General features: G+C 60.6%; 28 protein-coding genes. 19 read left to right on the plus strand and 9 right to left on the minus strand.

Annotated features, from left to right (window positions below):
* Positions 1-4: 4 nt before the first annotated feature.
* Together MMS95_RS07645 and MMS95_RS07650 are read right to left on the minus strand one after the other, a co-directional pair.
* A complete protein-coding gene (locus tag MMS95_RS07645; protein WP_021504274.1) occupies positions 5-1,423 on the minus strand; it encodes a heavy metal sensor histidine kinase in 1,419 nt (472 codons plus the stop codon).
* On the minus strand, positions 1,420-2,091 hold the full coding sequence (locus tag MMS95_RS07650; RefSeq protein ID WP_021504273.1) for a heavy metal response regulator transcription factor: 672 nt from the start codon (positions 2,089-2,091) through the stop codon (positions 1,420-1,422). The genes MMS95_RS07645 and MMS95_RS07650 overlap by 4 nt, the downstream gene beginning before the upstream one ends.
* Before the next feature lie 140 nt (positions 2,092-2,231).
* Between MMS95_RS07650 and MMS95_RS07655 the strand changes: the two genes are divergently transcribed.
* The 4 genes from MMS95_RS07655 (at position 2,232) to MMS95_RS07670 (ending at position 4,887) form a co-directional block, all read left to right on the plus strand.
* Positions 2,232-2,858 carry a hypothetical protein gene (locus tag MMS95_RS07655; RefSeq protein WP_004939163.1) on the plus strand — a complete coding sequence of 209 codons (627 nt, stop codon included), beginning with the start codon at positions 2,232-2,234 and terminating at the stop codon, positions 2,856-2,858.
* Between the two features lie 13 nt (positions 2,859-2,871).
* A complete protein-coding gene (locus MMS95_RS07660) occupies positions 2,872-3,477 on the plus strand; it encodes a cytochrome b/b6 domain-containing protein (protein WP_033633746.1) in 606 nt (201 codons plus the stop codon).
* Positions 3,470-4,237, plus strand: coding sequence for a molybdopterin-dependent oxidoreductase (locus tag MMS95_RS07665; RefSeq protein WP_004939173.1), 768 nt, complete (start codon positions 3,470-3,472; stop codon positions 4,235-4,237). The genes MMS95_RS07660 and MMS95_RS07665 overlap by 8 nt, the downstream gene beginning before the upstream one ends.
* A gap of 122 nt (positions 4,238-4,359) precedes the next feature.
* Complete coding sequence (locus MMS95_RS07670; RefSeq protein ID WP_021504270.1) at positions 4,360-4,887, plus strand: hypothetical protein; 528 nt, start codon at positions 4,360-4,362, stop codon at positions 4,885-4,887.
* A 149-nt stretch (positions 4,888-5,036) separates the two neighbouring features.
* On the opposite strand, the gene ygbI is transcribed toward MMS95_RS07670, so the two are convergent.
* Positions 5,037-5,807 carry a DNA-binding transcriptional repressor YgbI gene (gene ygbI / locus MMS95_RS07675; protein WP_049241232.1) on the minus strand — a complete coding sequence of 257 codons (771 nt, stop codon included), beginning with the start codon at positions 5,805-5,807 and terminating at the stop codon, positions 5,037-5,039.
* 283 nt (positions 5,808-6,090) lie between these two features.
* Here ygbI and ltnD point away from each other — a divergent pair, with 283 nt between their 5' ends.
* From ltnD to MMS95_RS07705, 6 genes are all read left to right on the plus strand, one after another.
* Positions 6,091-7,005 (plus strand): L-threonate dehydrogenase, encoded by a 915-nt coding sequence (gene ltnD, locus MMS95_RS07680; protein WP_242141548.1) that lies wholly within the window; start codon positions 6,091-6,093, stop codon positions 7,003-7,005.
* Entirely contained in the window at positions 7,005-8,264 is a 1,260-nt protein-coding gene (gene otnK / locus MMS95_RS07685; RefSeq protein WP_156865353.1) for a 3-oxo-tetronate kinase, read from the plus strand. Before ltnD ends, otnK begins: the two co-directional genes overlap by 1 nt.
* The gene (locus MMS95_RS07690) at positions 8,261-8,893 is read left to right on the plus strand and encodes an aldolase (protein WP_015377162.1); all 633 of its coding nucleotides are present in this window, start codon (positions 8,261-8,263) and stop codon (positions 8,891-8,893) included. Before otnK ends, MMS95_RS07690 begins: the two co-directional genes overlap by 4 nt.
* A gap of 3 nt (positions 8,894-8,896) precedes the next feature.
* Positions 8,897-9,673: a 2-oxo-tetronate isomerase gene (gene otnI, locus MMS95_RS07695; RefSeq protein ID WP_004939193.1), complete on the plus strand. Its 777-nt coding sequence runs from the start codon at positions 8,897-8,899 to the stop codon at positions 9,671-9,673.
* 106 nt (positions 9,674-9,779) lie between these two features.
* A complete protein-coding gene (locus MMS95_RS07700) occupies positions 9,780-11,150 on the plus strand; it encodes a GntP family transporter (protein WP_033633751.1) in 1,371 nt (456 codons plus the stop codon).
* A gap of 63 nt (positions 11,151-11,213) precedes the next feature.
* A complete protein-coding gene (locus MMS95_RS07705; protein ID WP_004939196.1) occupies positions 11,214-11,744 on the plus strand; it encodes a GNAT family N-acetyltransferase in 531 nt (176 codons plus the stop codon).
* Between the two features lie 4 nt (positions 11,745-11,748).
* Here the strand turns inward: MMS95_RS07705 and MMS95_RS07710 are convergent, their stop codons facing one another.
* A complete protein-coding gene (locus MMS95_RS07710) occupies positions 11,749-12,621 on the minus strand; it encodes a LysR family transcriptional regulator (protein ID WP_085058582.1) in 873 nt (290 codons plus the stop codon).
* A gap of 91 nt (positions 12,622-12,712) precedes the next feature.
* Between MMS95_RS07710 and MMS95_RS07715 the strand changes: the two genes are divergently transcribed.
* Positions 12,713-13,693 (plus strand): nitrilase family protein, encoded by a 981-nt coding sequence (locus tag MMS95_RS07715; RefSeq protein ID WP_015377158.1) that lies wholly within the window; start codon positions 12,713-12,715, stop codon positions 13,691-13,693.
* A gap of 90 nt (positions 13,694-13,783) precedes the next feature.
* On the opposite strand, the gene ompX is transcribed toward MMS95_RS07715, so the two are convergent.
* A complete protein-coding gene (gene ompX / locus MMS95_RS07720; protein ID WP_004939201.1) occupies positions 13,784-14,302 on the minus strand; it encodes an outer membrane protein OmpX in 519 nt (172 codons plus the stop codon).
* Positions 14,303-14,702: 400 nt separating this feature from the next.
* Between ompX and rhtA the strand changes: the two genes are divergently transcribed.
* Positions 14,703-15,590, plus strand: a complete 888-nt coding sequence (gene rhtA, locus MMS95_RS07725) for a threonine/homoserine exporter RhtA (RefSeq protein ID WP_004939202.1) — start codon at positions 14,703-14,705, stop codon at positions 15,588-15,590.
* Positions 15,591-15,722: 132 nt separating this feature from the next.
* The gene (gene nanQ / locus MMS95_RS07730) at positions 15,723-16,190 is read left to right on the plus strand and encodes an N-acetylneuraminate anomerase (protein ID WP_060558984.1); all 468 of its coding nucleotides are present in this window, start codon (positions 15,723-15,725) and stop codon (positions 16,188-16,190) included.
* Here the strand turns inward: nanQ and MMS95_RS07735 are convergent.
* A complete protein-coding gene (locus MMS95_RS07735) occupies positions 16,172-16,723 on the minus strand; it encodes a shikimate kinase (RefSeq protein ID WP_082996940.1) in 552 nt (183 codons plus the stop codon). The two genes, nanQ and MMS95_RS07735, sit on opposite strands and share 19 nt — an antisense overlap.
* A 355-nt stretch (positions 16,724-17,078) precedes the next feature.
* On the opposite strand from MMS95_RS07735, the gene dps reads away from it, so the two are divergent.
* From dps to ybiO, 6 genes are all read left to right on the plus strand, one after another.
* Positions 17,079-17,582, plus strand: a complete 504-nt coding sequence (dps, locus tag MMS95_RS07740) for a DNA starvation/stationary phase protection protein Dps (protein WP_004939215.1) — start codon at positions 17,079-17,081, stop codon at positions 17,580-17,582.
* 140 nt (positions 17,583-17,722) lie between these two features.
* On the plus strand, positions 17,723-17,989 hold the full coding sequence (locus MMS95_RS07745) for a DksA/TraR family C4-type zinc finger protein (RefSeq protein WP_048322540.1): 267 nt from the start codon (positions 17,723-17,725) through the stop codon (positions 17,987-17,989).
* A 338-nt stretch (positions 17,990-18,327) separates the two neighbouring features.
* The gene (gene glnH / locus MMS95_RS07750; protein WP_004939223.1) at positions 18,328-19,071 is read left to right on the plus strand and encodes a glutamine ABC transporter substrate-binding protein GlnH; all 744 of its coding nucleotides are present in this window, start codon (positions 18,328-18,330) and stop codon (positions 19,069-19,071) included.
* 102 nt (positions 19,072-19,173) lie between these two features.
* Complete coding sequence (gene glnP, locus MMS95_RS07755) at positions 19,174-19,833, plus strand: glutamine ABC transporter permease GlnP (protein WP_004939229.1); 660 nt, start codon at positions 19,174-19,176, stop codon at positions 19,831-19,833.
* Positions 19,830-20,552 carry a glutamine ABC transporter ATP-binding protein GlnQ gene (gene glnQ / locus MMS95_RS07760; RefSeq protein ID WP_004939230.1) on the plus strand — a complete coding sequence of 241 codons (723 nt, stop codon included), beginning with the start codon at positions 19,830-19,832 and terminating at the stop codon, positions 20,550-20,552. Before glnP ends, glnQ begins: the two co-directional genes overlap by 4 nt.
* Before the next feature lie 154 nt (positions 20,553-20,706).
* Positions 20,707-22,923 carry a mechanosensitive channel protein gene (gene ybiO / locus MMS95_RS07765; RefSeq protein ID WP_156865347.1) on the plus strand — a complete coding sequence of 739 codons (2,217 nt, stop codon included), beginning with the start codon at positions 20,707-20,709 and terminating at the stop codon, positions 22,921-22,923.
* Positions 22,924-22,925: 2 nt separating this feature from the next.
* On the opposite strand, the gene MMS95_RS07770 is transcribed toward ybiO, so the two are convergent.
* From MMS95_RS07770 to MMS95_RS07780, 3 genes are read right to left on the minus strand one after another with little or no spacing between them, the layout of a single operon-like run.
* The gene (locus MMS95_RS07770) at positions 22,926-23,933 is read right to left on the minus strand and encodes a CocE/NonD family hydrolase (RefSeq protein WP_082996943.1); all 1,008 of its coding nucleotides are present in this window, start codon (positions 23,931-23,933) and stop codon (positions 22,926-22,928) included.
* Entirely contained in the window at positions 23,921-24,559 is a 639-nt protein-coding gene (locus MMS95_RS07775) for a GNAT family N-acetyltransferase (RefSeq protein ID WP_156865343.1), read from the minus strand. Before MMS95_RS07775 ends, MMS95_RS07770 begins: the two co-directional genes overlap by 13 nt.
* A gap of 11 nt (positions 24,560-24,570) precedes the next feature.
* The gene (locus tag MMS95_RS07780) at positions 24,571-25,140 is read right to left on the minus strand and encodes a TetR/AcrR family transcriptional regulator (protein WP_156865341.1); all 570 of its coding nucleotides are present in this window, start codon (positions 25,138-25,140) and stop codon (positions 24,571-24,573) included.
* Positions 25,141-25,254: the final 114 nt, after the last annotated feature.

Below are 25,254 nucleotides of genomic sequence, written 5' to 3' on the forward strand. Positions count from 1 at the left end.
ACGGTTATTGCGCTAACGGGAACCGCAGGCTGAAAATGAGGCTGGCGGCAGACGCGCGCCCGGTACATTCGGCGCGCACCTCACCGCCGTGCAGCGTCATAATGGCGCGTACGATAGACAGCCCGAGGCCGCTGGCATGGCTGCCGGCGCTGCGCGCGGGATCGGCGCGGTAGAAACGATCGAACAGTTTTTCCAGCTGTGCCGCCGCGATCGGCGGCCCCTGATTGATGACCTGCACCCACCAGGCATCGGCGCGCCGTTCAGCCCGCAATACGATCAGGCTGTTTTCATCGGCATAGCGCACCGCGTTGGCCACCAGATTGCTCAGCGCCCGCTGGAACAACATCGCGTCCGCCTTCAGCTCGCCTTCCCCTTCGCAGTTCAGCGCGATACCGCGTTCTTCCGCCAGCCCTTCGAAGTAATCCGCCACCCGCCGCAGCTCGACCGCCACATCCAGACGACTGTAGTTCAGCGCGGACTGCGCCTCACCGGCGCGCGCCAGAAACAGGATGTTTTCCACCATGCGCGAAATACGCTCCAGCTCATCCATATTGTTCGACAATAGGGTTTCGTACTCCTCCACGCTGCGGGGTTGATACAGCGCCACCTGACACTGGCCCATCAACGCGCCCACCGGCGTGCGGATCTCATGGGCCAGATCGGCGGAAAACTGCGTCAGCCGCTGATAGCCTTCATTCAACCGATCGAGCATCGCATTAAACGCCCGGGTCAATTGCTGTAACTCCTTCGGCGCCCCCTGTTCACTGAGGCGCGTCGACAATGTATTGGGCGCGATCTCCGACGCCTGCGCCGCCATGCGCCATAGCGGCCGCAATCCGCGGCGCATGACCCCATAGCCCAGCAGCGCAATCAGCAGGAAAGCCACAACGACCGCCGCGACAATGCGCCACAGGTAGCGCGCCAGCATTTTCTGTTCGTTGACCATCACGTGCGCGGCGGAAATCTGCAGCAAACTGCCGTCTTCCAGGCGCACCATTGCCGACGCCGCGCGCAGCGGCACCCCCTGCGCCGTTTCCCCGCCGCGCACGGCGGCCAGCGTCTGCGCCTGTTCGGGCAGCGTCGGCGCGATCGGCGGCAGGGCCACCCTGGCCGGATTCACATTGATGAGCGGTTTTTGCCCCGGAATTTGGAAAATCAACACATCCTGTTCATTGCCCAGCATATTTTCGAACAGGCCGTTATTAGCCGTCAGGCGCGCCAAAGGAAAGCGCTGCCCCAGTAAATGGCGGAAATACTCTACGCGCCCGGTCACCTGCAGATCGCTGCGGAGCGTCATTTCCTGACGCATGGCGCCGAACAGATACCAGCCCGCCCCGCTCACCACGCAGGCGGCCACCAGCGCGAACAGCATGGCGGTGCGCAGCGTCAGCGACACCGGCCGACGTGAAGCGCGGGCGTTCACGAGCGCGGCTCGCAAACATAGCCGATGCCGCGCACGCTGTGGATCAGCTTGACGTCGAACGGCCGGTCGATTTTGGCGCGCAGGCGTTTGATCGCCACATCAACCACATTAGTGTCGCTGTCGAAATTCATGTCCCACACCTGGGAGGCGATCTGCGTGCGCGACAGCACTTCACCTTCGCGCCGCACCAGCAGATGCAGCAGCATGAATTCTTTATTGGTCAACGGGATCACCTGATCCTGGCGCACCGCCCGGCGGCGCAGCACGTCCAACTGCAGATCGGCGATGGCGTAATGATCGGCTTCGCGCGCCGGCCCGCGGCGCAGCAAGGTGCGCAAACGCAGCACCAGCTCGGTAAAGGAAAACGGTTTGATAAGATAGTCGTCCGCGCCCAGCTCCAGACCGTGGATGCGATCCTGTACGCCGTCGCGGGCGGTGAGAAACAGGATCGGCACGTCGCTTTTCTTGCGCAATACCTCGATGATCTGCCAGCCGTCCAGCCCCGGCAGCATCACGTCGAGCACGATCGCATCGTAGTCCTGCTCCAACGCGCGAAACAGCCCGTCGGTGCCGGTGCGCGCCAAATCGACGCCGTAGCCCGCTTCCCCCAGCCCTTTCTTCAGGTAATCCCCTGTGCCGATATCGTCTTCAACTACCAGTATTCGCATGCTCGCCACCTCGTTACGTCTGCAAAAATACTAGCAGCTTCGGCGGACAAACTTGATGACATTAATGTCATCAAACGGCCATGGCGCTGACCCAATGGCTCAACCATGCTTAACCGGCAAACTCATTTCAGGAGAACGTTATGATTACCCGTCATCGTATAGCCGGTTTACTGTTATCCACCTTGCTGCTGTCCAGCGGCTTGGCCGCCGCCGCCCAACCGCCGGGCAAGGTGATTGCGCCGCTGCGCGGCACCATCAGCCAGGTTGCCGACGGCAATCTGCAGCTGACCGATCGCAAGGGCGAGACCCTCAGCGTCAAGCTGAACGATCAGACCAAAGTGCTCAGCGTTTCCAAAGCCACGCTGGACGACATCAAACCGGACAGCTTTATCGGCACCGCCGCCGTGCCGCAGCCGGACGGCACGCTCAAGGCGTTGGAGGTGCATGTGTTCGCCGCCAGCCTGCGCGGCACCGGCGAAGGGCACTCGGCCTGGGAATCCGCCGACGGCAAAGTGGACACCATGACCAACGGCACCGTCGGCAAACTGGTGAAATCCAACGGCCGCACCCTGACCGTCACCTACGGCAACCAGCAGAAAACCGTCGTCGTGCCGGAAGACGTGCCGATCGTGACGCTGGATCCGGGCGATCTGAGCCTGCTGAAACCGGGCGTGCACATCGTGCTGTTCTCCGCCGCCAACGAAAAGGGCGAGCGCGTCGCCACCCGCATTTCCGCCGGCAAAGACGGCACCGTGCCGCCGATGTAACCGGAGGAATGCCATGAAGACCAACGCGTCGCCGCCAGTGCATCGCTGGCCGGTTCGCATCACTCATTGGATCAACCTGTTCGCCATGGTGTGCATGTTCATGAGCGGTTGGGAAATCTACAACGCCTCGCCGCTGTTCGATTTCCGCTTTCCGCCGCAGATGACGCTGGGCGGTTGGCTGGGCGGCGCGATTGGTTGGCATTTGGCGGTGATGTGGCTATTGGCGCTCAACGCCGTCTGCTATCTGCTGTGGAGCCTGTTCAGCGGTCATTTTCGCCGCGATCTGTTGCCGCTTCGCATCGGCGCGCTGCGGCAGGATATCTGGCTGGCGTTGACGCTGCGCCTGCGCCACCGGCATGGCCACTATAACGCCATTCAGAAACTGATGTACCTCGGCGTACTGGCGCTGGGCCTATTGCTGGTGCTGTCCGGCCTGGCGATTTGGAAGCCGGTTCAGCTGCAGGGATTGGTCGCCCTGTTTGGCGGCTTCGATTTCGCGCGCTACGTGCATTTCTTCGCCATGGCCGGCATCGGCCTGTTCGTGGCGATCCACGTCTTCATGGTGATCGTCGTGCCCAAAACGCTGTGGGCGATGATAACGGGTGGCAAACATGAATGAGAAAAAACCGCGGGCAACCGCGCCAAAACTGGAACCGGACCAAAAAAAGCAGTTGGTCAATCTGCAGCGCCGCCTGATGCTGCGTTCCGGCCTGACGCTGGGCGGCATCGCCATGCTTACCGGTTGCAACCTGCAAGACGGCGATCGGGTGGATAAAGTGCTGTGGGCCATGTCGCGCTGGAACGACCGGGTGCAGGCCTGGCTGTTCAGCGGCCAACGGCTGGCGCAAACTTACCGGCCGGATCAGATCACCCACCCTTTCCCCTTCAACGCGTTTTACCCGGAATATAACGTCCCCGAGATCGATCTCGCCGGCTATCGGCTTGAGGTCGCGGGGAAAGTGGAGAAAAAAGCGCCCTGGACGCTGGAACAGCTGCAGCGGCTGCCGCAGCAAAGCCAAATCACGCGCCTGATCTGCATTGAGGGGTGGAGCGCCATTGGCCAATGGGGCGGTGTGCCGCTGCGCACCTTTCTGCAGCACGTCGGCGCGGATCTGAATGCCGGTTACGTCGGCTTCAAATGCGCCGATCGTTACTACTCCAGCCTCGACATGGCCACCGCGCTGCACCCGCAGACCATCCTGGCGCTGGACTTCGGCGGCAAGGCGCTGCCGGCGGACTATGGCTACCCGCTGCGGCTGCGCGTGCCAACCAAGTTGGGGTTCAAAAACGCCAAACATATCGCCGCGATCTTCGTCAGCGACGTCAATCCGGGCGGCTACTGGGAAGATCAGGGCTACAACTGGTTCAGCGGCATTTAGTTTTGCGCGGCGCTGCGCATAAGCCTCATCGGCGGCTGGAGGAGCCTCTCCGTCGCGGTTAATAATCTGTTTGTCACAAAGGGGATAACTATAGGAAAAATAATAGTAAAAAGGATTTTATCATGGAGATTGATGTGAGGGAGTCACACACAGGGGTAGCAGACACATACAGGTATCAGATTGCAGTAAGTAAAGATGATGGTAAAACGGCCATCTATCATTTGGATTTCAAGAAAATTGGGCAAAACATGCACCATTGGTTTGCCCCAGTGTATGTGGACACTGCTCTCCTCAATAATGCTTTCTCTCTGGAGTTTTATGATGTTAAGGCGTTGAGCGACGCAAACAGGCATCGGCGCTCAGCTTTCGATACCTATACCGCAATGCGTTATACCCTTTTCCAACGCGAACGCTTATTCGTAGTTGGCATCGGGGAAACCCTTCTCAAGTTTGCCTATCAGTATCATGCCAGGCTCATCTTAAGCGCACCGTTAAGGCCAGCATTAGCTAAAATTTATGATTTATTGTTGAAAAAATACGCCCACAAAGGGCATTATTTATACAAAATAGAGTTTATAAAGGACGGCCTCTATGTCATCGAAATCCCGCGTAACCCCCATAGCATCCCACACTTACCAGCAGCACGTTAAGGAACAGCGCCTGAAAGAGATGCAAGCTTTCCACGAAGAGTGGTGGGAACAAAGGCGCCGCGAATGGCGTGAACGCGGCGGCGTTGAAGCCAGTGAACCGCCCGCACGTGGCATCGATACCGAACTTTCATCCTGATCCCGCTTCGTTCTTATTCCTCTTCTCCCGCCGTCAGCAATGCAATCCCCGCGTGCTCAATGGCCTCCCGCGCGGCGGCGGGCAACCCCTCGTCGGTAATGACGGCGTCAAAGGCGGCGATCGGCAGCGCCAGGTAAGTCGCGACCTTGCCGTATTTGGACGTATCGCTGAGCAGAATGCGGCGGCGGCTGGCCTCGACGATGGCCTTCTTCACCATCACCTTGTCTTCGTTCGGCGTCGACAGGCCGCGCATGCTCCACGAAGAGGCGGAGATGAACGCCAGATCGATAAACAGACCGCGCAGCGCCTGCGCCGCCGCTTCGCCGACGCAGGAGCGGTTTTCCCGGCACACGGTGCCGCCGGTGTGGATGATTCGGCACTGGCTGTGTTCGATCAGGAAGCCGGCGATGACAAAGTCGTTGGTCACTACCGTCAAATCGTCACGTTCACCGATCTGTTTCGCCAGCGCCAGCGTGGTGGTGCCGGCATCCAGATAGATACAGCTGTTGGCGGGAATTTGTCGCGCCGCCAGCCGGCCAATGGCGATTTTCTGCCGGCTGAACATCCCCTCTTTGGCCTGGTGCGAAGGTTCGCTCGCCACCCGCTCGGGCGCCTGTACGCCGCCCGAGACCGACTGCACCGCGCCCTGTTCCTCCAGTTTTTGCAAATCACGGCGGATCGTCATGTGCGACACCCCCAGCCGTTCGGTCAGCTCGGCAATGCTGACGACGCCGCGTTCGGATACCAGCGCAAGAATTTGTTGATGGCGTTCTACAGGTATCACGGTTCCCTCTCGTTGCTGCGGTGATAATAATTGTGATTTTACGTCAATTTTCGTTCGCCGATAGCCCTAAATTTTCGCGGCGTGACGGCGCACGCAGTTAGGCCAGGTAAACATAAACTTATTTAAAAACATAATAGTAATGTTGATTCAGGCCAGAAATCAGACGAAAAATCCGTTTCACACATTGTTAATTATTGTGATATCGATCGCGGATAAACCGTCGCCAAGCGCTTACATTTAACACAACAAAACAAATTATCACTAAAATTAACAGGAGTGCAGTATGACACACCCAGGGAATTATGCCGTCTGCATCATCGGACTGGGCGCGATGGGCATGGGCGCGGCGCGTTCGTGCCTTCGCGCCGGATTGACCACCTACGGGGCGGACCTGAATCCGCAGGCGCTGGCGACGCTGCAACAGGCCGGCGCGCAACAAGCGTCTACCAGCGCGTGCGACTTCGCGGCCAAGTTGGACGCCGTGCTGCTGCTGGTGGTGAACGCCGTCCAAGTGAAACAGATCCTGTTCGGCGAACAAGGCCTGGCGCCAAAGCTCAAGCCAGGCACGGCGGTGATGGTCTCTTCGACCATTTCCGCCGATGACGCCAAACAGATCGAGCAACGGCTGCTGGACTACGGGCTACCGATGCTGGACGCTCCGGTTTCCGGCGGAGCGGCCAAGGCGGAGGAAGGCCAGATGACGGTGATGGCCGCCGGCGCCGACGCCACCTTCGAGCGTCTGCAACCCGTGCTGGACGCCATCGCCGGCAAGGTTTATCGCATCGGCGAGACCATCGGTCTGGGTGCGACGGTAAAAATCATCCACCAGCTGTTGGCCGGCGTGCACATCGCCGCCGGAGCGGAAGCCATGGCGTTGGCCGCCCGCGCCGGCATCCCGCTGGACGTGATGTACGACGTGGTCACCCACGCCGCCGGCAACTCCTGGATGTTCGAAAATCGCATGCGCCACGTGGTCGACGGCGACTATACGCCCAAATCGGCGGTGGATATCTTCGTCAAGGATCTGGGGCTGGTGGCGGATACCGCCAGGGCGCTGCACTTCCCGCTGCCGCTGGCCTCCACCGCTTTCACCATGTTTACCGCCGCCAGCAACGCCGGTTACGGTAAAGAAGACGACAGTGCGGTAATCAAAATCTTTGCCGGCATCGATCTGCCGCAAAAAAAGGAGGCGCTCTGATGCTGCTTGGCGTAATCGCGGATGACTTTACCGGCGCGACCGACATCGCCAGTTTTCTGGTGCAAAACGGCCTGCCGACGGTGCAGCTGAACGGCGTGCCGCAGGACGAAACGCAGGTAAACGCACAGGCGGCGGTCATCAGCCTGAAATCGCGTTCCTGCCCGGCAGAACAGGCGGTCGAACTGTCGTTGCAGGCGTTGGCCTGGTTGCAAAAACAGGGCTGCCGCCAGTTCTACTTCAAATACTGCTCCACTTTCGACAGCACCGCACAGGGCAATATCGGCCCGGTGACCGACGCCCTGCTCACCGCGCTGGGGGAAAATTTCACGGTTGTCTCACCGGCGTTGCCGGTAAACGGCCGCACGGTCTATCAGGGCCACCTGTTCGTCGGGGAACAGCTGCTGTCTGAATCCGGCATGCGTCATCACCCGGTCACGCCGATGACCGACAGCAACCTGCTGCGCCTGATGGAATCCCAGGCCGCCGGGCGCTGCGGGCTGGTGACGGCGGCGGAAATGGATCGCGGCGCCGAGGCGGTCAGCGAGAAGCTGCGCCAATTGGCGCAGGAAGGCGTGCGCTACGCGGTGCTGGATACGCTCAACGAGCGGCATCTGCTCATTCAGGGTGAAGCGTTGAAAACGATGAAGCTGGTGACCGGCGGTTCGGGCCTGGCGATCGGTCTGGCGCGGCAATGGGCGCAAAGCGGCGCTCGTGCGGCTGAGGCAGCCGGCGCGCCGCAGGGGGAAAAGGCAGCAGTGCTGTCGGGCTCGTGTTCTGTGATGACTAACCGGCAGGTGGCGCACTACCGCGAGCGCGCTTCGGCGCAGGCCATCGATATCGGCCGTTGCCTCGAACCACAGGCACGCGCCGCCTACGCCGCCGAGTTGGCGCACTGGGCGCAGCATCACGCCGGGGAGGCGCTTGCCCCGCTGATCTACGCCACTGCGCCGCCGGAAGCGCTACAGCAAACGCAACGGCAGCACGGTGGCGCCGCCAGCGAGGCGGTGGAAGCGCTGTTCGCCGAATTGGTGGTGCAACTGCACCGGTTGGGATTCAGCCGCTTTATCGTCGCCGGCGGCGAAACCTCCGGCGTGGTCACGCAGGCGCTAGGCATTCGCGGCTTCCATATTGGCCCCAGCATTTCTCCCGGCGTTCCCTGGGTGCGCGCCAGCGATCGGGCGATTTCCCTGGCGCTGAAATCAGGCAATTTTGGCGATGAAGCCTTCTTCTCGCGCGCGCAAACGGAGTTTCCAGTATGAGCATGACGACCGAACAGCAAGCGCGCGAAGAGATGGTGCGTCTCGGCGCCTCGTTTTTTCAACGCGGTTACGCCACTGGTTCCGCCGGCAACCTCTCGCTGTTGCTGCCGGACGGCGCGCTGCTGGCGACGCCGACCGGCTCTTGCCTGGGCGAGCTGCAGGCCGATCGCCTGTCTAAAGTGAGCCTGAACGGCGACTGGCTGTCCGGCGACAAGCCGTCGAAAGAGATCAGCTTTCACCGAGCGCTGTATCTGAACAATCCGGAATGCAAAGCGGTGGTGCACCTGCATTGCACCTACCTCACGGCGCTCTCTTGCCTGCAAGGGCTGGACGTCGACAACGCCATCAAACCGTTCACCCCCTATGTGGTGATGCGCGTCGGCAAGGTGCCGGTGGTGCCCTACTATCGCCCTGGCGACGAAAGGCTGGCGCAGGATCTGGCGCGCCTGGCGCCGGCCCACCGCGCCTTTTTACTGGCCAACCACGGGCCGGTGGTGACCGGTAAAGACCTGCGAGCGGCGGCGGACAATACCGAAGAGATGGAAGATGCGGCGCGGCTGATCTTCACCCTCGGCGATCGTCCGATCCGCTATTTGACCGATGATGAAATTGCCGAATTACGGAGCTGACCCATGCCTAAATTTGCCGCCAATTTATCGATGATGTTTAACGAAGTGCCGTTCCTCGAGCGCTTCGCTGCCGCTGCCGAACAAGGCTTCAGCGCGGTGGAATTCCTGTTCCCTTACGAGCATCCCGCTGAGCTGTTGGCCGAAAAGCTGCGCGAGCACGGCCTGCAACAGGTGCTGTTCAATACCGCGCCCGGCGATGTCGCCGCCGGCGAATGGGGGTTGGCGGCGCTGCCGGGCCGCGAGCAAGATGCGCGCGCTGATATCGATCGCGCGCTGGCCTACGCCATCGCCCTTTCCTGTCCCTGCGTGCACCTGATGGCCGGCGTGGTGCCCGCGGGCGCGGATCGGCAACGTTATCTCGACACCTTTATCGCCAATGCGCGCTATGCCGCCGACGCCTTCGCCCCGCACGGCGTCAAGGTGCTGATCGAAGCGCTCAGCCCACCGGTCAAGCCCGACTACCTGTTCGCCAGTCAACATCAGGCGGCGGAGGTGGTGACGGCGATCGAGAGACCGAACGTGTTCATTCAGTTCGACTTTTTCCACGCGCAGTTAGTGGACGGCAATATCAGCGGGCTGCTGGAGACGCTGGCCGGGCGCTACGCGCATATCCAGATAGCCTCAGTGCCGGATCGTCACGAACCGGACGAGGGCGAACTGAATTACCCATGGCTGTTCGACAGGCTGGATGCGCTCGGCTATCAGGGCTGGATAGGTTGCGAATACCGGCCGCGCGGCGACACCGCCGCCGGGCTCGGCTGGCTGAAGCCTTACCGCTAACGTCGCACGCCGACACCAGGAAAACGATTTTATAACAATGAAACGCACCCGTATCGCCACGCGGCGATCGCGGTGCCCAACGCTTACCCAACGAAAGGCTTTTTTCATGTCTACCTCTCTGCTGTTGCTGATTGCCGTACTCGGCGTGGTGCTGCTGTTATTGATGGTGATTAAGGCGAAGGTGCAACCCTTTGTCGCGCTGTTGGTGGTCAGTCTGCTGGTGGCGTTGGCCAGCGGCATTCCGACCGGTGAAGTGATGAAAGTGATGACCGCCGGGATGGGCGGCGTGCTCGGCTCGGTAACCATCATCATCGGTCTGGGGGCGATGCTTGGGCGCATGATCGAACACTCGGGCGGCGCCGAGTCGCTGGCGCAACGCTTCAGCCAGGGGCTGGGGCCGAAACATACCGTCGCCGCGCTGACCCTCGCCGCATTTATCCTCGGCATTCCGGTCTTCTTCGACGTCGGCTTTATCATTCTGGCGCCGATTATTTACGGCTTCGCCAAGGTCGCCAAAGTGTCGCCGCTGAAGTTCGGCCTGCCGATGGCCGGCGTGATGTTGACGGTACATGTCGCGCTGCCGCCGCACCCCGGCCCGGTCGCCGCCGCCGGCCTGCTCAACGCCGACATCGGTTGGCTGACCATCATCGGCCTCGCGATCTGTATTCCGGTCGGCGCGATCGGCTATTTCGCCGCCAACTACCTCAACCGCAAAACCTATCCGTTATCGATAGAGGTGCTGGAACAGCTGCAGCTGGCGGCGCCGGAGCCTCGGCCGGAAGGGCGAGCGCCGCTCAGCGATCGCATCAACCCGCCCGGCGCTGGCCTGGTGGCGGCGCTGATCGTCATCCCGATCGCCATCATCATGCTCGGCACCGTCTCCGCCACGCTGTTGCCGGCAGGCTCGGCGCTGCGCGATGCGCTGTCGCTGCTGGGGTCGCCGGCGGTGGCGCTGATGATAGCCCTGCTGCTGGCCTTCTACTTCCTGGCGCTGCGCCGCGGCTGGAGCCTGCAACACACCGGTGACGTAATGGGCGCCGCGCTGCCGACCGCCGCGGTGGTGATCCTGGTGACCGGCGCGGGCGGCGTGTTCGGCAAGGTGCTGGTGGAATCCGGCGTCGGCAAGGCGCTGGCGGAAGTGCTGACGGCCATCGGCCTGCCGCTGGTGCCCGCCGCGTTTATCATTTCGCTGGCGCTGCGCGCTTCGCAGGGTTCCGCCACCGTGGCGATCCTGACCACCGGCGGCCTGTTGTCGGAAGCGGTCAGCGGGTTGAATCAGCTGCAGCTGGTGCTGGTGACGCTGGCGACCTGTTTTGGCGGGCTGGGGCTTTCCCACGTCAACGACTCCGGTTTTTGGATCGTCACGCGCTATCTGGGGCTGTCGGTGGCCGATGGCCTGAAGACCTGGACGGTGCTGACCACCCTGCTCGGCCTGAGCGGCTTTCTGTTCACCTGGCTGTTGTGGCTGGCGGTGTGATTTCTCTGGCATACTGAACGCCGTTGTTTTTCATCGCCTTTCACCCTGTGCAGGAGCAGCAACATGACCGTAATCAACACCGCGCCAACGCTTATCACCGAACGCCTGCGGCTGGACGCGCACACGCTGGACGACTTCGACTCGCTGGCCGCGCTGTGGGCCGATCCGCTGGTGGTGCGCTATATCGGCGGCACGCCGCGCGACCGGGAAGACTCCTGGGGGCGCCTGATGCGCTACGTCGGCCACTGGGCGCTGTTGGGATACGGGTATTGGGCGGTGCGTGACAAACAGAGCGGCGAGTATCTCGGCAGCATCGGCTTCTCCAACTTCCTGCGCGACATCACCCCGGCGCTCGACGCGCCGGAAATGGGCTGGACGCTGGTGAGCTCGGCGCACGGCAAAGGCTACGCCACCGAGGCGCTGCGGGCGGCGCTGGCCTGGGGTAAAACGCACCTGCCCGGCAAGCAAACCGTCTGCATCATCTCACCGGAGAACCAGGCTTCGCTGGCGCTGGCGAAAAAAGTCGGCTTTAGCGAAAGCCACCGCAGCGAGTATCACCAGAGCCCGATCGTCGTGATGCATTGCCCGCTTTGAATGCCTAAGCGCGTTGCGCCGCCAACGCCGTCTGGATGAAGTTGTCCCGCAGCGCATCGGCGCGCTGCGGATCCCAGGCGATACCGACCTGCCACTCCGTTTCCTCGCCGCTCAGCGGTAAAATGTCGATGCCGGCCGGCGCGATATGCGTGATGCTGTGCGGCAGCAGCGCGACACCGACGCCGGCGGCAACCAGCGCCAGCAACGTCTGGATATCGCCGGCCTGCTGCACCACGTTCGGCGTCAACCGGTGGGCGGCGATAAACCGCAGCGACTGATCGCTCAGCCCGCGCCCGCGTTTGGGAGTCAGCTGCAACAGCGGCAGCTGATTGAAACGCGCCATCAGATCGTCGGCGCGCAGCGCCAGCGCGCCTGGCGCGGCCAGCACCAACCGATCGCTCAGCAATGCCACGCCGCACAGCGGCGTATTGACCGGCAAGCGCACGAACCCCGCCTGCAACTCTCCCTGCAGCAACAGCTGATACTGGCGTTCCGACGGCAAGTCCTCCAGTCCGATCGCCACTTCGGGAAACCGTTGGCGAAAGGCCGCCACCAGCTGCGGCGCCAGATGAAAGCTGGAAAGGCCAAATCCCAGCGCCAGCCGCCCCGCTTCCCCGAGCGCCACCCGCCGCGCGCGCCGCTGAAACTGCTGGTACTGCTCCACCAGCGCCTGCGCTTCCGGGTAGAGCCGCTGCCCGCCGGCGGTGAGCTCCGCCCCCTGTCGGCCACGCTCAAACAATCGAACGCCGAGCTGGGTTTCCAGCGCCTGAATTTGCTTGCTCAGCGCCGGTTGGCTGATGCATAGCCAGCTCGCCGCCTGCCGATAGTTGCCCTGTTCAGCCAGCGCCACCAGGGCGCGCAGTTGTTTTATATCCATTCCATTAGGTTATCAAATAGGGAATTTAATTGATTATACAGTAATCAAACCACCTGCTGTAATCAACGCAGACCCTAATCGGAGAGACACCATGACCATCTCATTACGCGCCGCCACGGTGCAATTCCAGCATCGCGCCAACGATAAGAATTACAACCTGTCGACTATCGAGCGCTTTATCGCTCAGGCGGCCGAGCAGCAGGTACAGCTGCTGGCCTTCCCGGAAATGTGTATCACCGGCTATTGGCACGTGCGCCATCTGTCCGCCGCCGAAGTGCGGGCGCTGGCGGAACCGATCGCGTCCAGCCCTTCGCTGGCGCGCATTCGCCCGCTGGCTGAGCGTTACAATATGGCGATCGGCGTCGGGCTGATCGAACTGGGCGACGACGGCCGTTGCTACAACGCCTACGCCGTATGCCTGCCGGACGGCGCGCTGCATGTGCACCGTAAACTGCACGCCTTCGAACACCCGGCTATCGCCAGCGGCGATCGCTATACGGTGTTCGACACTCCCTGGGGCGTGCGCGTGGGCGTATTGATCTGTTGGGACAACAATCTGGTGGAGAATGTGCGCGCGACGGCGCTGCTGGGCGCGGAGGTGTTGATGGCCCCGCACCAGACCGGCGGCACCCATTCGCGCAGCCCGCACGGCATGAAGCCGATCCCACAGGCGCTGTGGCAGCGGCGAGCGGAAGATCCGCAGGCGATAGAGGCCGCCTTTCGCGGCGAACACGGCCGCGGCTGGCTGATGCGCTGGCTGCCCTCGCGCGCTCATGACAACGGGCTGTTTTTGTTATTCAGCAACGGCGTGGGCCGCGATGACGATGAGGTACGCACCGGCAATGCGATGATCCTCGATCCCTACGGCCGCATCGTAGCGGAGACCTGGGCGGCGGAAGACCGGCTGGTCAGTGCCGATCTCGATCTGACGCTGATCCCGCTCAGTACCGGACGCCGCTGGATTTACGGACGCCGCCCCGAGCTGTACGGTTTACTGACCGAGCCGCAAGGCTATGAGCGCGATGCCCGCAGCGCGCGCTTTTCGACGCAGCCTACGGGGCGCAGCGGCTAATGACAGATAAAAAAAATCCGCCCGAAGGCGGATTTTTTATCCGCGCGGCAACCTGTGCCGCGCATTCACGCCCGCAGGCATGAAGAAATCTTAGAAGCGGTAGCCTACGCCAACGTTCCAGCTGCCAACGTCCACGCTGCGGATGCGGCTCTGCTCGTAGCCAACGTCCAGGGCAACGTTTTCGATTGGGTTGAACTGCAGACCTGCACCGTAGGTGAAGCCGTAGTCGCTGTTGCCACCTTTGTTACCGCCAGCCTGGGCGTTGTCGATGTTTTTGCCGTAGCCAACACCGATCACACCGTAGATGCTCGCCCAGTCGTTGAAGCGGTAAGCTGGACCTGCGGTGATGGAATCGTACTGAGATTTCTTGTAGAAACCGCTTTCAGAACGATTTTTTTCCAGGTGGGTGAAGGAGCCGATCACACCCAGTGGGTTGTTGTCGAACTCGTAACGGTATTTCAGGTTGAAACCGTTGGCCTTGTTAGCAACGCCTTGGAGATCACCCTGCGCATAGCCAGCGGATACGGTGCTCTGACCAGCGAATGCGGTACCTGCGCTAACTGCTAATACGCAAGCTGCTACTGCGGAAAGACATGCAATTTTTTTCATAACCACCTCAAACGCGTTTTATTATTAAGTACATCCATTTGTTCATGCTTTGAAAATATAACAAAAATTAGCGTGAAACTCTGCCTTGAAATGAGTGTCTAATGCTTTATATCGTGTAACAGAAGATTTCAAGAACAGTGTATCTGCTTCTTTTCGCTCTATTTTCGGCCGTATTCTACGGCTTTCTGTGACAAAAATCACCAATTTAATATCCAGATAATTCTTAAGAAAAAGCGCACTTTTTGACCAAATTCGCCACATCTCATCCGAGGATCGGCGGATTTCACCGCGATGCGCGCTTTTCTCAGACAGATTTTCGCCATTTCATTTACACTGCTCGCATCCCCGTTTCGACCGTTTTCTCAAGGCTGAGGAACGGCGCAAAAAAGGCCCGTTAAGGATGTCGTTATCTACTTCCGGCAGAGCGCCCTCCGCGCTGCTGCCCATCTGTCTGTTAATCATCGCCATGGTGTCTATCCAAAGCGGTGCCTCGTTGGCCAAAAGCCTGTTCCCGATCGTGGGCGCGGAAGGCATTACGACGCTGCGTCTTTTCATCGGCACCCTGATTCTGTTCATTATCTTCCGCCCGTGGCGTATGCGCATCGTCGCCGGCAGCCGCTTGCCGCTGCTGATTTACGGCCTGTCGCTCGGCGCGATGAACTACCTGTTCTACCTGTCGCTGCGCACCGTGCCGCTCGGCATCGCCGTGGCGCTGGAGTTTACCGGCCCGTTGGCGGTGGCCATGTTCTCGTCGCGGCGGCCGATCGACTTTCTCTGGGTGGCGCTGGCGATCGCCGGGTTGTGGTTCCTGTTGCCGCTCGGCCACGGCGTAGGCGGGATCGATCCGTTCGGCGCCGCCTGTGCACTCGGCGCTGGCGCCTGCTGGGCGGTCTATATCATTTTCGGCCAAAAAGCCGGCGGCGATCACGGCCCCGGCACGGTGGCGCTCGGTTCGTTGATCGCTGCGCTGGTGTTCTGCCCGATCGGCGCCTGGCAAACCGGCAGCGTGCTGTTCAACCTCGATATTCTGCCGGTCGCGCTGGCGGTGGCGATCCTCTCCACCGCGCTGCCTTATTCGCTGGAGATCATCGCGCTGCCCAAAATTCCGGCGCGCACTTTCGGCACCTTAATGAGCCTGGAGCCGGCGATGGCGGCGCTGTCCGGCATGCTGTTCCTCGGCGAACACCTAAGCGGCGTGCAATGGTTGGCGCTGGCGGCGATTATCGCCGCCTCCATGGGTTCCGCCCTGACCATTCGCCCCAAACCGCGCCTCGAAAGCCTTTCCTGATCGCCTGACTCGCCTGCCGTCCGCAACGCCGGAATGCAGGCGGGTTAACTGTTTTCCTCGTGACAAATCGGCATACTTCCCCTTAGCCTGTATCGCAGGTTCTTTGGACTTTCGCTCACATGGAGAATAACAGTGATTCACAACAGCCTTTTCAACCCACGCTTCGGCCGCGGACTCGCGCCGGCGCTGGTTTCAACCCTGACCGAGTTGCGCCGATGCGACCTGCCCGAACTGGCGCTGGGCCATCACCCGATCGACGGCGACAACATCTTTATGGACGTGATGACGCTGACCACCGTACCTACGGCGGAAAAGCGCGCCGAAATGCATCAGGAGTACATCGCGCTGCATCTGCTGATCAGCGGCGAAGAACGCATCGAATACGGCCTGGCGGGCGACTGGCATCGCGAACATCCGCATGCAGAAAATAGCGATCTGCTGCTGCTGGACATCAAACGCCACCCGCAAACGCTGCACATGACGCACGGCATGTTCGCGATCTTTTTCCAGATGGAACCGCATAAGACCGGCTGCCTGTGGCAGCGGCCGCAGCACATCAAGAAAGCGGTGGTGAGGATCCATCACCGCCTGCTGCTGTGAGCCTGCGGCAGCGTCCGTAGAAAATCGGCGGCCTGGCGGGGAGAGCGCAAGCGCTTGAAACGGCCCCCTATATCGGTACGGGCCATCTCCGCCAGGTATTTTCGCCGGTTCTTCGAGTAAGTGCGGATCGTCCACAGCACGATCGACTCGCGGCTAAAGAAGGAACGGCGGAAACTTTCCCGATTGCCGGTGCCCGGCCACAGCTCGCTTTTGCTGGCCGCGCGGCGGTACGCGCGGCGCACGGCCTGCCACAGCGTGCGGCAGAAACCGTAGTCCAGCCACAGGATATAATCGACTTCGCGCCACTTGATCGGTTGCGTGCGGCTGTAGTTGCCGTCCAGCACCCAGCCTCCTCCCGCTTCGGCCAGCGTCTGCTCAAGCCGCGCCAGAAACGCGCCATCGGGCGTCCCCTGCCACTCGGGCCGCCAATAGAGTCTGTCCATCTCGATATAGGGAACGTCAAGACGTTCCGCCAGTTGACGCGCCAGGGTGCTTTTACCGCTGCCGCTGGTGCCGACGACGTTAATTTTCATCACTCGCCAATAAAGACTGGGATAATTTCCATACTTTAGCCGTATCAATTACGCCTATCAATCTGAATAGGCTTGGCATTAACACCACGATAACAAAGTGGATATTTAACCAAACCTGCGCGTCCGCATAAAATAAGATAACGGGGATAAATTGTCACTGACAAAAATAATAATAAAAAACAAAATAACAATAAAATTCATAAAATTACACAATAGACAAAAACCAAATAAAAATATTGCCATTAGGCCCCTCCTATTTGTGCAATAGCCATTTTCGTGCGGCAAAAATAAACATCCCTGCTATAATTAATCCCGTAACGAAATAGGACAACGACTAATCAAGAGGATATCTGATATGAGTACCGCTAAACTGGTGAAAACGAAATCTTCTGATCTGCTGTATACCCGTAACGATCTGGACGAAAAAGTTAAACTGGCCGCCATCAAGGCGCTGAACCATCAGGTCGTGCAATTCATCGATCTTTCGTTGATCACCAAACAGGCGCACTGGAACATGCGCGGCGCGAACTTCATCGCGGTCCACGAAATGCTGGACGGCTTCCGTACCGCCATCATCGAGCATCAGGACACCTTCGCCGAACGCGTGGTGCAACTGGGCGGCGTGGCGCTGGGCACCGTACAGGTGGTCAACGATCGCACGCCGCTGAAAAGCTACCCGACCAATATCCACAGCGTGCAAGAGCACCTGAAAGCGCTGGCCGATCGCTACGGCGCGGTCGCGAATGACATCCGCAAAGCCATTACCGAAGTGGAAGACGAAGACACCGCCGATATGTTCACCGCCGCCTCGCGCGATCTGGACAAGTTCCTGTGGTTCATCGAATCCAATATCGAATAACGCGAAAGCGTTGCAGATCGCCCGTCGTTCCGGGCAGCGCAGGCTGGGCTTTGCCCGGCCTGTTTTCTTTTGCGCAACCGTTGCATTGTACAAAAAACGGCCCATATTAAACGGTAGGATTTCCTTGTCAGGAGGTGATGATGGCCAGCGGCTGGGCGGCGGACGGCGCCGTACAAGATCAGATTGATTCCACCATCGACGATGCGGTGCAGCGCGCGCGTGAAGCGCTCGGGCACGGCGAGAGCGAACGCTATTGCCAGGAATGCGGAGAACCGATCCCCGAGGCGCGCCGCAAGGCGCTGAAGGGCGTGCGTTTTTGCGTCGCCTGCCAGGCCGAACAAGACAAAAAACACGCGGCCACCAGCCTGTACAACCGACGCGGCAGCAAAGACAGCCAGTTGCGTTAGCATTATCTGCTCCCCTTTTGCCCCTCTCGCAGTCACCCTTGCACCGTCAATGGATCATGAAAGTTAGAGTTAGTTATCAATATTGAAGCAAAAACGTTAAAGAACGGTTGTTTCACAGCCAAAATTTGGTTAATGATAGCCCCGTGCACCAAGATAATTCTTACGCACCATTTCGGTGCCTCATTGTGGTGCATAACCATAACAATTCGCCGTCATGGCACAACATCACGCAGTAACTCTTTGTTTTTATATTAGTTGAAAACATGGCACGATTTTTTCATGGCACCAACTGCAATATAAAAAATGGGTAATCCGCAACCTGTACAGGAATTCCTCTCATGAAGTCGATTTTTAAAGTCTCCCTGGCCGCACTCTCTCTGGCCTTTGCCGTAAGTTCCCACGCAGCAGACAAACTGGTGGTCGCCACCGACACCGCTTTCGTTCCTTTTGAGTTCAAGCAAGGCGACAAATACGTCGGCTTCGACATCGACCTGTGGGCCGCGGTCGCCAAAGAGCTGAAGTTGGACTACACCCTGAAACCGATGGACTTCGGCGGCATCATTCCGGCGCTGCAGACCAAAAACGTCGATCTGGCGCTGGCCGGCATCACCATCACCGATGAGCGCAAGAAAGCCATCGATTTCTCCGACGGCTACTACAAGAGCGGCCTGCTGGTGATGGTCAACGCCGACAACAACAGCGTGAAAAGCATCGACGATCTGAACGGCAAAGTGGTGGCGGTGAAGAGCGGCACCGGCTCGGTGGATTATGCCAAGCAGCACATCAAAACCAAGGATCTGCGTCAGTTCCCTAACATCGACAACGCCTACATGGAACTGGGCACCAAGCGCGCCGACGCGGTGCTGCACGACACGCCAAACATCCTATACTTCATTAAGACGGCCGGCGCCGGCAAGTTCAAAACCGTCGGCGATTCGCTGGAAGCGCAGCAGTATGGCATCGCCTTCCCTAAAGGCAGCGACGAGCTGCGCGAGAAGGTGAACGGCGCGCTGAAAACGCTGCGCGAGAACGGCACCTATAACGAGATTTACAAGAAGTGGTTCGGCACCGAACCTAAGTAAGCTGTGAATTTGGCAAGCGATTAACTTAAGCACAGGGGGCGCTTAACCCCCTGCGCTTTGTTGTATCTGATACCCACGTTTGGGATCACCGGGAGAAATATCATGCAGTTCGACTGGAGCGCCATCTGGCCCGCCATTCCTATCTTGTTAGAGGGCGCCAAAATGACCCTGTGGATTTCGGTCCTCGGTCTGATTGGCGGCCTGATCATCGGCCTCGTCGCCGGCTTTGCCCGCACCTACGGCGGTTGGATCGCCAACCACATCGCGTTGGTGTTTATCGAAGTGATCCGCGGCACGCCGATCGTGGTGCAGGTGATGTTCATCTACTTCGCCTTGCCGATGGCGTTCACCGATTTGCGCATCGATCCTTTCACCGCGGCGGTGGTGACCATCATGATCAACTCCGGCGCCTACATCGCGGAAATCACCCGCGGCGCGGTGCTGTCTATCCATAACGGTTTCCGCGAGGCCGGCCTGGCGCTCGGCCTGTCGCGCCGCGAAACCATCCGCTACGTCATTATGCCGCTGGCGCTGCGCCGCATGCTGCCGCCGCTGGGCAACCAGTGGATCATCAGCATCAAAGACACCTCGCTGTTCATCGTAATCGGCGTGGCGGAGCTGACCCGTCAGGGTCAGGAAATTATTGCCGGTAACTTCCGCGCGCTGGAAATCTGGAGCGCCGTGGCGGTTATCTATCTGATTATTACCCTGGTGCTGAGCTTCGTGCTGCGTCGTCTGGAAAGAAGGATGAAAATCCTGTGATTGAATTTAAAAACGTCTCCAAGCATTTTGGCCAAACCCAGGTGCTGCACAACATCGATTTGAAGATCGACAAAGGCGAAGTGGTGGTGATCATCGGGCCGTCCGGCTCCGGCAAATCCACCCTGCTGCGCTGCATCAACAAGCTGGAAGAAGTCACCAGCGGCGATCTGATCGTCGACGGCCTGAAAGCCAACGATCCGAAAGTGGACGATCGGCTGATCCGCCAGGAAGCCGGCATGGTGTTCCAGCAGTTCTATCTGTTCCCGCACCTGACGGCGCTGGAAAACGTCGCCTTCGGCCCGATCCGCGTACGCGGCGCGAAGAAGTCCGATGCGGAAAAGCTGGCGCGCGAACTGCTGGCCAAGGTCGGCCTGGCGGAGCGCGCCCACCATTACCCGTCCGAACTGTCGGGCGGCCAGCAGCAGCGCGTGGCGATCGCGCGCGCGCTGGCGGTGAAGCCGAAAATGATGCTGTTCGACGAGCCGACCTCCGCGCTCGATCCGGAGCTGCGCCATGAAGTGCTGAAGGTGATGCAGGATCTGGCCGAGGAAGGCATGACGATGGTCATCGTTACCCATGAAGTCGGCTTTGCCGAAAAAGTGGCGTCGCGCCTGATCTTTATCGACAAGGGCCGGATTGCCGAAGACGGCAACCCGCACGATCTGATCAATCATCCGCCAAGCCCGCGTCTGCAGGAGTTCCTGCAGCACGTGTCCTGATCCTGGCGGTTTAACGGCGGGCGCACCACGCGCCCGCCGCTTTCATTCCGCACGCTCTCCCACGCCCCGTCGCGCCACCTTTCCTACTATATTCATTGTTTTTCATCGTATTGCTTTTACATCCGCCGATCAAAGAACGCCAAAGAGAGGAACCATGCCGCCAAACGCAGACTCCCGACGAGGTTCTCATCTGCGAGAACACCTGCTTTTCCTGCTGCTGTTGCTGACCCTGAACGTCTTCGCACCACCGGCGCTGGCGCAAAATGCGCCGCCCGCGCCCGCCGACAAGAGCGAGCAGCAGAAAGCCGCCTACGCCGCGCTGGCCAATCTGCTGCAAGACGACAAAGCGCGCGCGGAACTCATCAACCACCTGAAACAGACCGCCGGCGACGCCCCCGCCGCCGCGCCGGCAACGCCGGAGGAATCGACGCCCGCTACGCTGAGCGACAGCCTGAACTCGCTGGCGCAGGAAGGCATCGGCACCTTTAACCAGAAGCTCGGCGCGCTGCAAAAGCTGATCGATTCCGGCCCGAAGCGCGTTTTCAATCCCGCCGGCTTTTTCCGCGCGCTGGGCTACTTTCTGCTGACGGTGGCGGTCACCTTTGCGCTGTTCCACCTGATCCGGCGGTTGATCGCGCCGCTGTACAAACGCATGGGCAGTTGGGGACACAATGCGCGGCTACAGCGCGGCCCGTGGTATAAACGCCCCGCCGCCATTCTCGGCGCTTTCGCCATCGATCTGCTGGTGCTGCTGCTGGCGCTGGCGGCGGGCAATCTGTTCGCCCGCCACGTCCACGCCGACAGCGCCACCATTCTGCGGCTGCAGACCCTGTTTCTCAGCGCCTTCGCGGTGATTGAATTTTTCAAGGCGGTGCTGCGGCTGATTTTCGCCCCCCGCTTCGACTATCTGCGCCCCTTCCCCTTCAGCGACCGGAGCGCGCACTACTGGAACACCCGCCTCGCCTGGCTCAGCGGCCTGATCGGCTACGGCCTGATGGTGGTGGTGCCGGTGGTGGCGGTACAGATAAGCTACCCGGCCGCCGCCACCGTCAACCTGGTGGTGATGCTGGCGCTGACGCTGTACGCCATTTGGCTGATCCTGCACAACCGCAAGCCGATACAGCAACAGATCAACCAGCTGGCCGAGCGGTCGATGGCGTTTTTCAGCGTGATCCTGCGCGGGCTGGGGCATATCTGGCATCTGTTGGCGATCGCCTATTTTCTGGTGTTGTTCGTGCTGTCCCAGTTCGACATCGGCAACAGCCTGCGCTTTATGATGAGCGCCACGGTGAAAAGCCTGTTGGTGGTCGGCGTCGGCGCGCTGCTGTCCGGCATGCTGACCCGCTGGATTTTCCGCCGCATTTCACTGCCGACCGACGTCAATCTGCGCTACCCGATGCTCGAGCGGCGCATCAACTCCTACATCCCCAACGGGTTGAAGATACTGCGGGTGATGGTGGTGCTGGCGGTGACGCTGTTTCTGCTCGATGCCTGGCATCTGATCAACCTGTATCAATGGGCGGGCAGCGAAAATGGCCAGCGGACGCTCGGCGGGCTGGTGCATATCCTGCTGATCCTGTTGATTGCCGTGTTCAGCTGGACGCTGATGGCCAGCATCATCGAGCACCGTCTGGCGCTGGAGCTGAGCAACGGCGTGCGGCCGAGCGCGCGCGAACGCACGCTGCTGACGCTGTTTCGCAACGTGCTGGCTATCGTTATCAGCACCATTACCGTGATGATCGTGCTGTCGCAGGTGGGATTGAACATCGCGCCGCTGCTGGCGGGCGCCGGCGCGCTGGGGCTGGCCATCAGCTTCGGCGCCCAGACGCTGGTGAAAGACGTGATTACCGGCGTGTTCATCCAGTTCGAAAACGGCATGAACACCGGCGAGTACGTGACCGTCAGCGGCATCACCGGCACCGTGGAGCGCATGACCATCCGCTCGATCGGCCTGCGCGACGACTACGGCGTCTACCACATAGTGCCATACTCCTCGATCACCACGCTGGCCAACTATGCGCGTGAGTTCGGGGTATACCGCGCCAACTACACCGTCAGCCGCGACGAGGACATCGATCGGGTCAATGAGGTGCTGCATCAGGCCGTCGCGGCGCTGAAGCAGGATGAACAGGTGAAGCATTTCCTGATTGGCGAGCCGGTCTTCAACGGCGTGGTGGCGCTGGGAGACCGCTCGTTCACCACCCGCGTGACGGTGCGCACACAGGCGCTGAAACAGTGGGTGGTGCAATACGCCCTCGATCGGCTGGTGAAAATCCATTTCGATCGGGCCGGCATCGGCATGCCGCAGCAGGCGATGCAGATCTCCCGCGCGCCGCAGCCGCATGAAGAGCCGCCGCCTGCCGCGAGCTGAGGCTAACGCCCCTGGCCGCAAGGATGGGCGGCCAGGAAGGCCGCCACGTCCCGCCGGTAGGCGTCGTATTGCACCGAGCGCGGGGCAAACAGGCCCACCACGTTGATCAGCCACGGATGGCGGGCGAACAGCGGTTTGATCATCACGTGGTCTGCTTCGTCGATGCGCGTCACCGTCAGCAGCGAGGCCGGGATCGTTTGCCGATACACGCGCTCGGTTTCGTCCGCGTCCACGTTGACGTCGCGCCCGCCCAGGATCAGGTGCACCGGCGTGGCGAAATGCCGCAATCCCGCCGTCGCGTCGCTGGCCATGTTGGCGCGGATAAAACGCCAGCGGTCGGCGCTCAATGCGGCGGCGCCGGACTCGCGACGGTACTGCGCGTAGCCGTCCGGTTGCTCGAGCAGGGTCTGGATATGGCGCCAATGCGCCTCGCGCGCCAGGATCTGCGCTTCATCGTCCCCTGCCGCCGCCATCGCCGCCCGGGTGTTATAGCGCCCTTGCCGCAGCCAATTGATCGCCGGCGAGAGTGCAAGAGTGAAAGCAATGTCAGGGCGTAAACGCGCCACCTCCGGCATCACCCATCCCGCCTGGCTGGCGCCCCACAGCCCCACGCAGCGCGCATCGAAGCGCCCGTCCCGTCTGGCCCAGTCGATGATATCAGCGGTTTCCCGCGCGCGATCCGCCATGGTCTGATGCAGCCAGTTGCCGCTGGAGCCGCCTACGCCCGGCTTGTCGAAGGATAAAACCGCATAGCCCTGCTGCGCTATCGCCTCCCAAATGCCGTAATAGCCTTCGTCGCGGCTGGCGTTGGCCGGCCCATCGCCGTGTATGAACACCACCACGCCAGGCTTAACCGGCGCATGTTCCGGCAGCACCAGCGTGCCGCTCAGCCGGTTGCCGCCGGCGGTCACCGTGACCGGTTCGGTGACAAAGCGAAAGTCGTTGACGTAAATCACCCAGCCAAGCGCCGCCAAAACCAGCGCCACGAGGCACAGCCCTATTTTGCGCACATCGCCTCCCCGTTGCGTTTCTCCATCAATACCCAATCGGCCTGGCCGAACAGCCCCCCCAGCAAGGCGTAGTGCTCTTCGCGCCGTACCAGAAAACCGCAGCGCCGGTACAGGCGCTGCGCATCGACATTGCGCCGGCTGACGTGCAGACTCAGACGCCGGCCTGCGCCCTGTTCGGCGGCATAGTCGTTCATCCACTGCAGCAGCCGCCTGCCCACCCCTTTACCGCGCTGACTCTCCGCCACCGCCAGGTAAGAGAGATACAGCTCATCGGCCGCCGGAGTATGCTGCAATACCGCCATTTGCAGATACATGCGCCAAACGTTCAGCCAGCCATAGCGGCGACACAGCCGCCAAATCGGCAAGGCGCGCGGGCGCAGCCCGCCGTCGCCCTCTGCCGCGGCCACATTGAGGGCAAAAGCCGCCACCACCTGTTCATCCTGTTTCACCACGAAGCTGCGCTCCCGGCTGCCGCTTTGCTGCCAACACCACAGCCGATAAAACAGACGCCACTGCCGGCGGGCGCTCAAACGGCGCGCGCGCTGGAACTTGTCGCAGAACGCGGCGTAGATCAACGCCGCCGTTTGCAGGCGGTCAGCGTCGCGATACGGCTCAATGTGCAGCATATCCACCTCGACTAGGGATGCCGGTAGAGCAGTTGTTCCAACAGCCGCACCGGCGTGGTCTCCTCCGGCGCAGGCGACGCAAAGATCGCCTGCCGCCAGGCCTGGCTTTCGATCACGTCCAGCACCAGCTGCGCGAGCGGTAACGGCGCTATCGCCGCCGCGATTTCACCGGTTTGCTGAGCCTCGGCGATCACCGTCGCCAGCGCCTCAATCAACTGCCGCTGGTTGGCGCTGAACGGCTCGGCCAACGCCGGGTTGCGCGCCACCTCCGCCACGATCTCCGCCGACAGCTGAACATTGGCCGGTTCGGCGACAAAGGCATGATAGGCGGTGAAAAAAATCGACAGCGCCTGTTTCGGCCGCTTTCTGTCGGCCAATAATCCGGCGGCGAACTCGGCGAATACGCCGTTTTCCAGCAGCGCGATCTCGACGATCAGCGCCTCCTTGCCGGAAAAATGGTTATAGAGGTTGCCCACGCTGACGCCCGCCGCCTGTGCGATATCCCGCATGCTGGTCTGGTGAAATCCCTGATGGGTAAAGCTATGCAGCGCGGCCTCGACAATCTTTTCTCGGTTTCCCATCGTCAGTTCCCGAAACGGTGAAGGGGGCGCCTGGCGCCATAAATTGATATTAATTAATGAACGAACGTTCGTTCACATCAAGTCTAGCATAGACCGGTAAAATTGAACCGCGGC

Origin of the sequence: Serratia sp. PGPR-27 (assembly GCF_022678525.1) — a bacterium.
Classification (GTDB): Bacteria; Pseudomonadota; Gammaproteobacteria; order Enterobacterales; family Enterobacteriaceae; genus Serratia; species Serratia nematodiphila.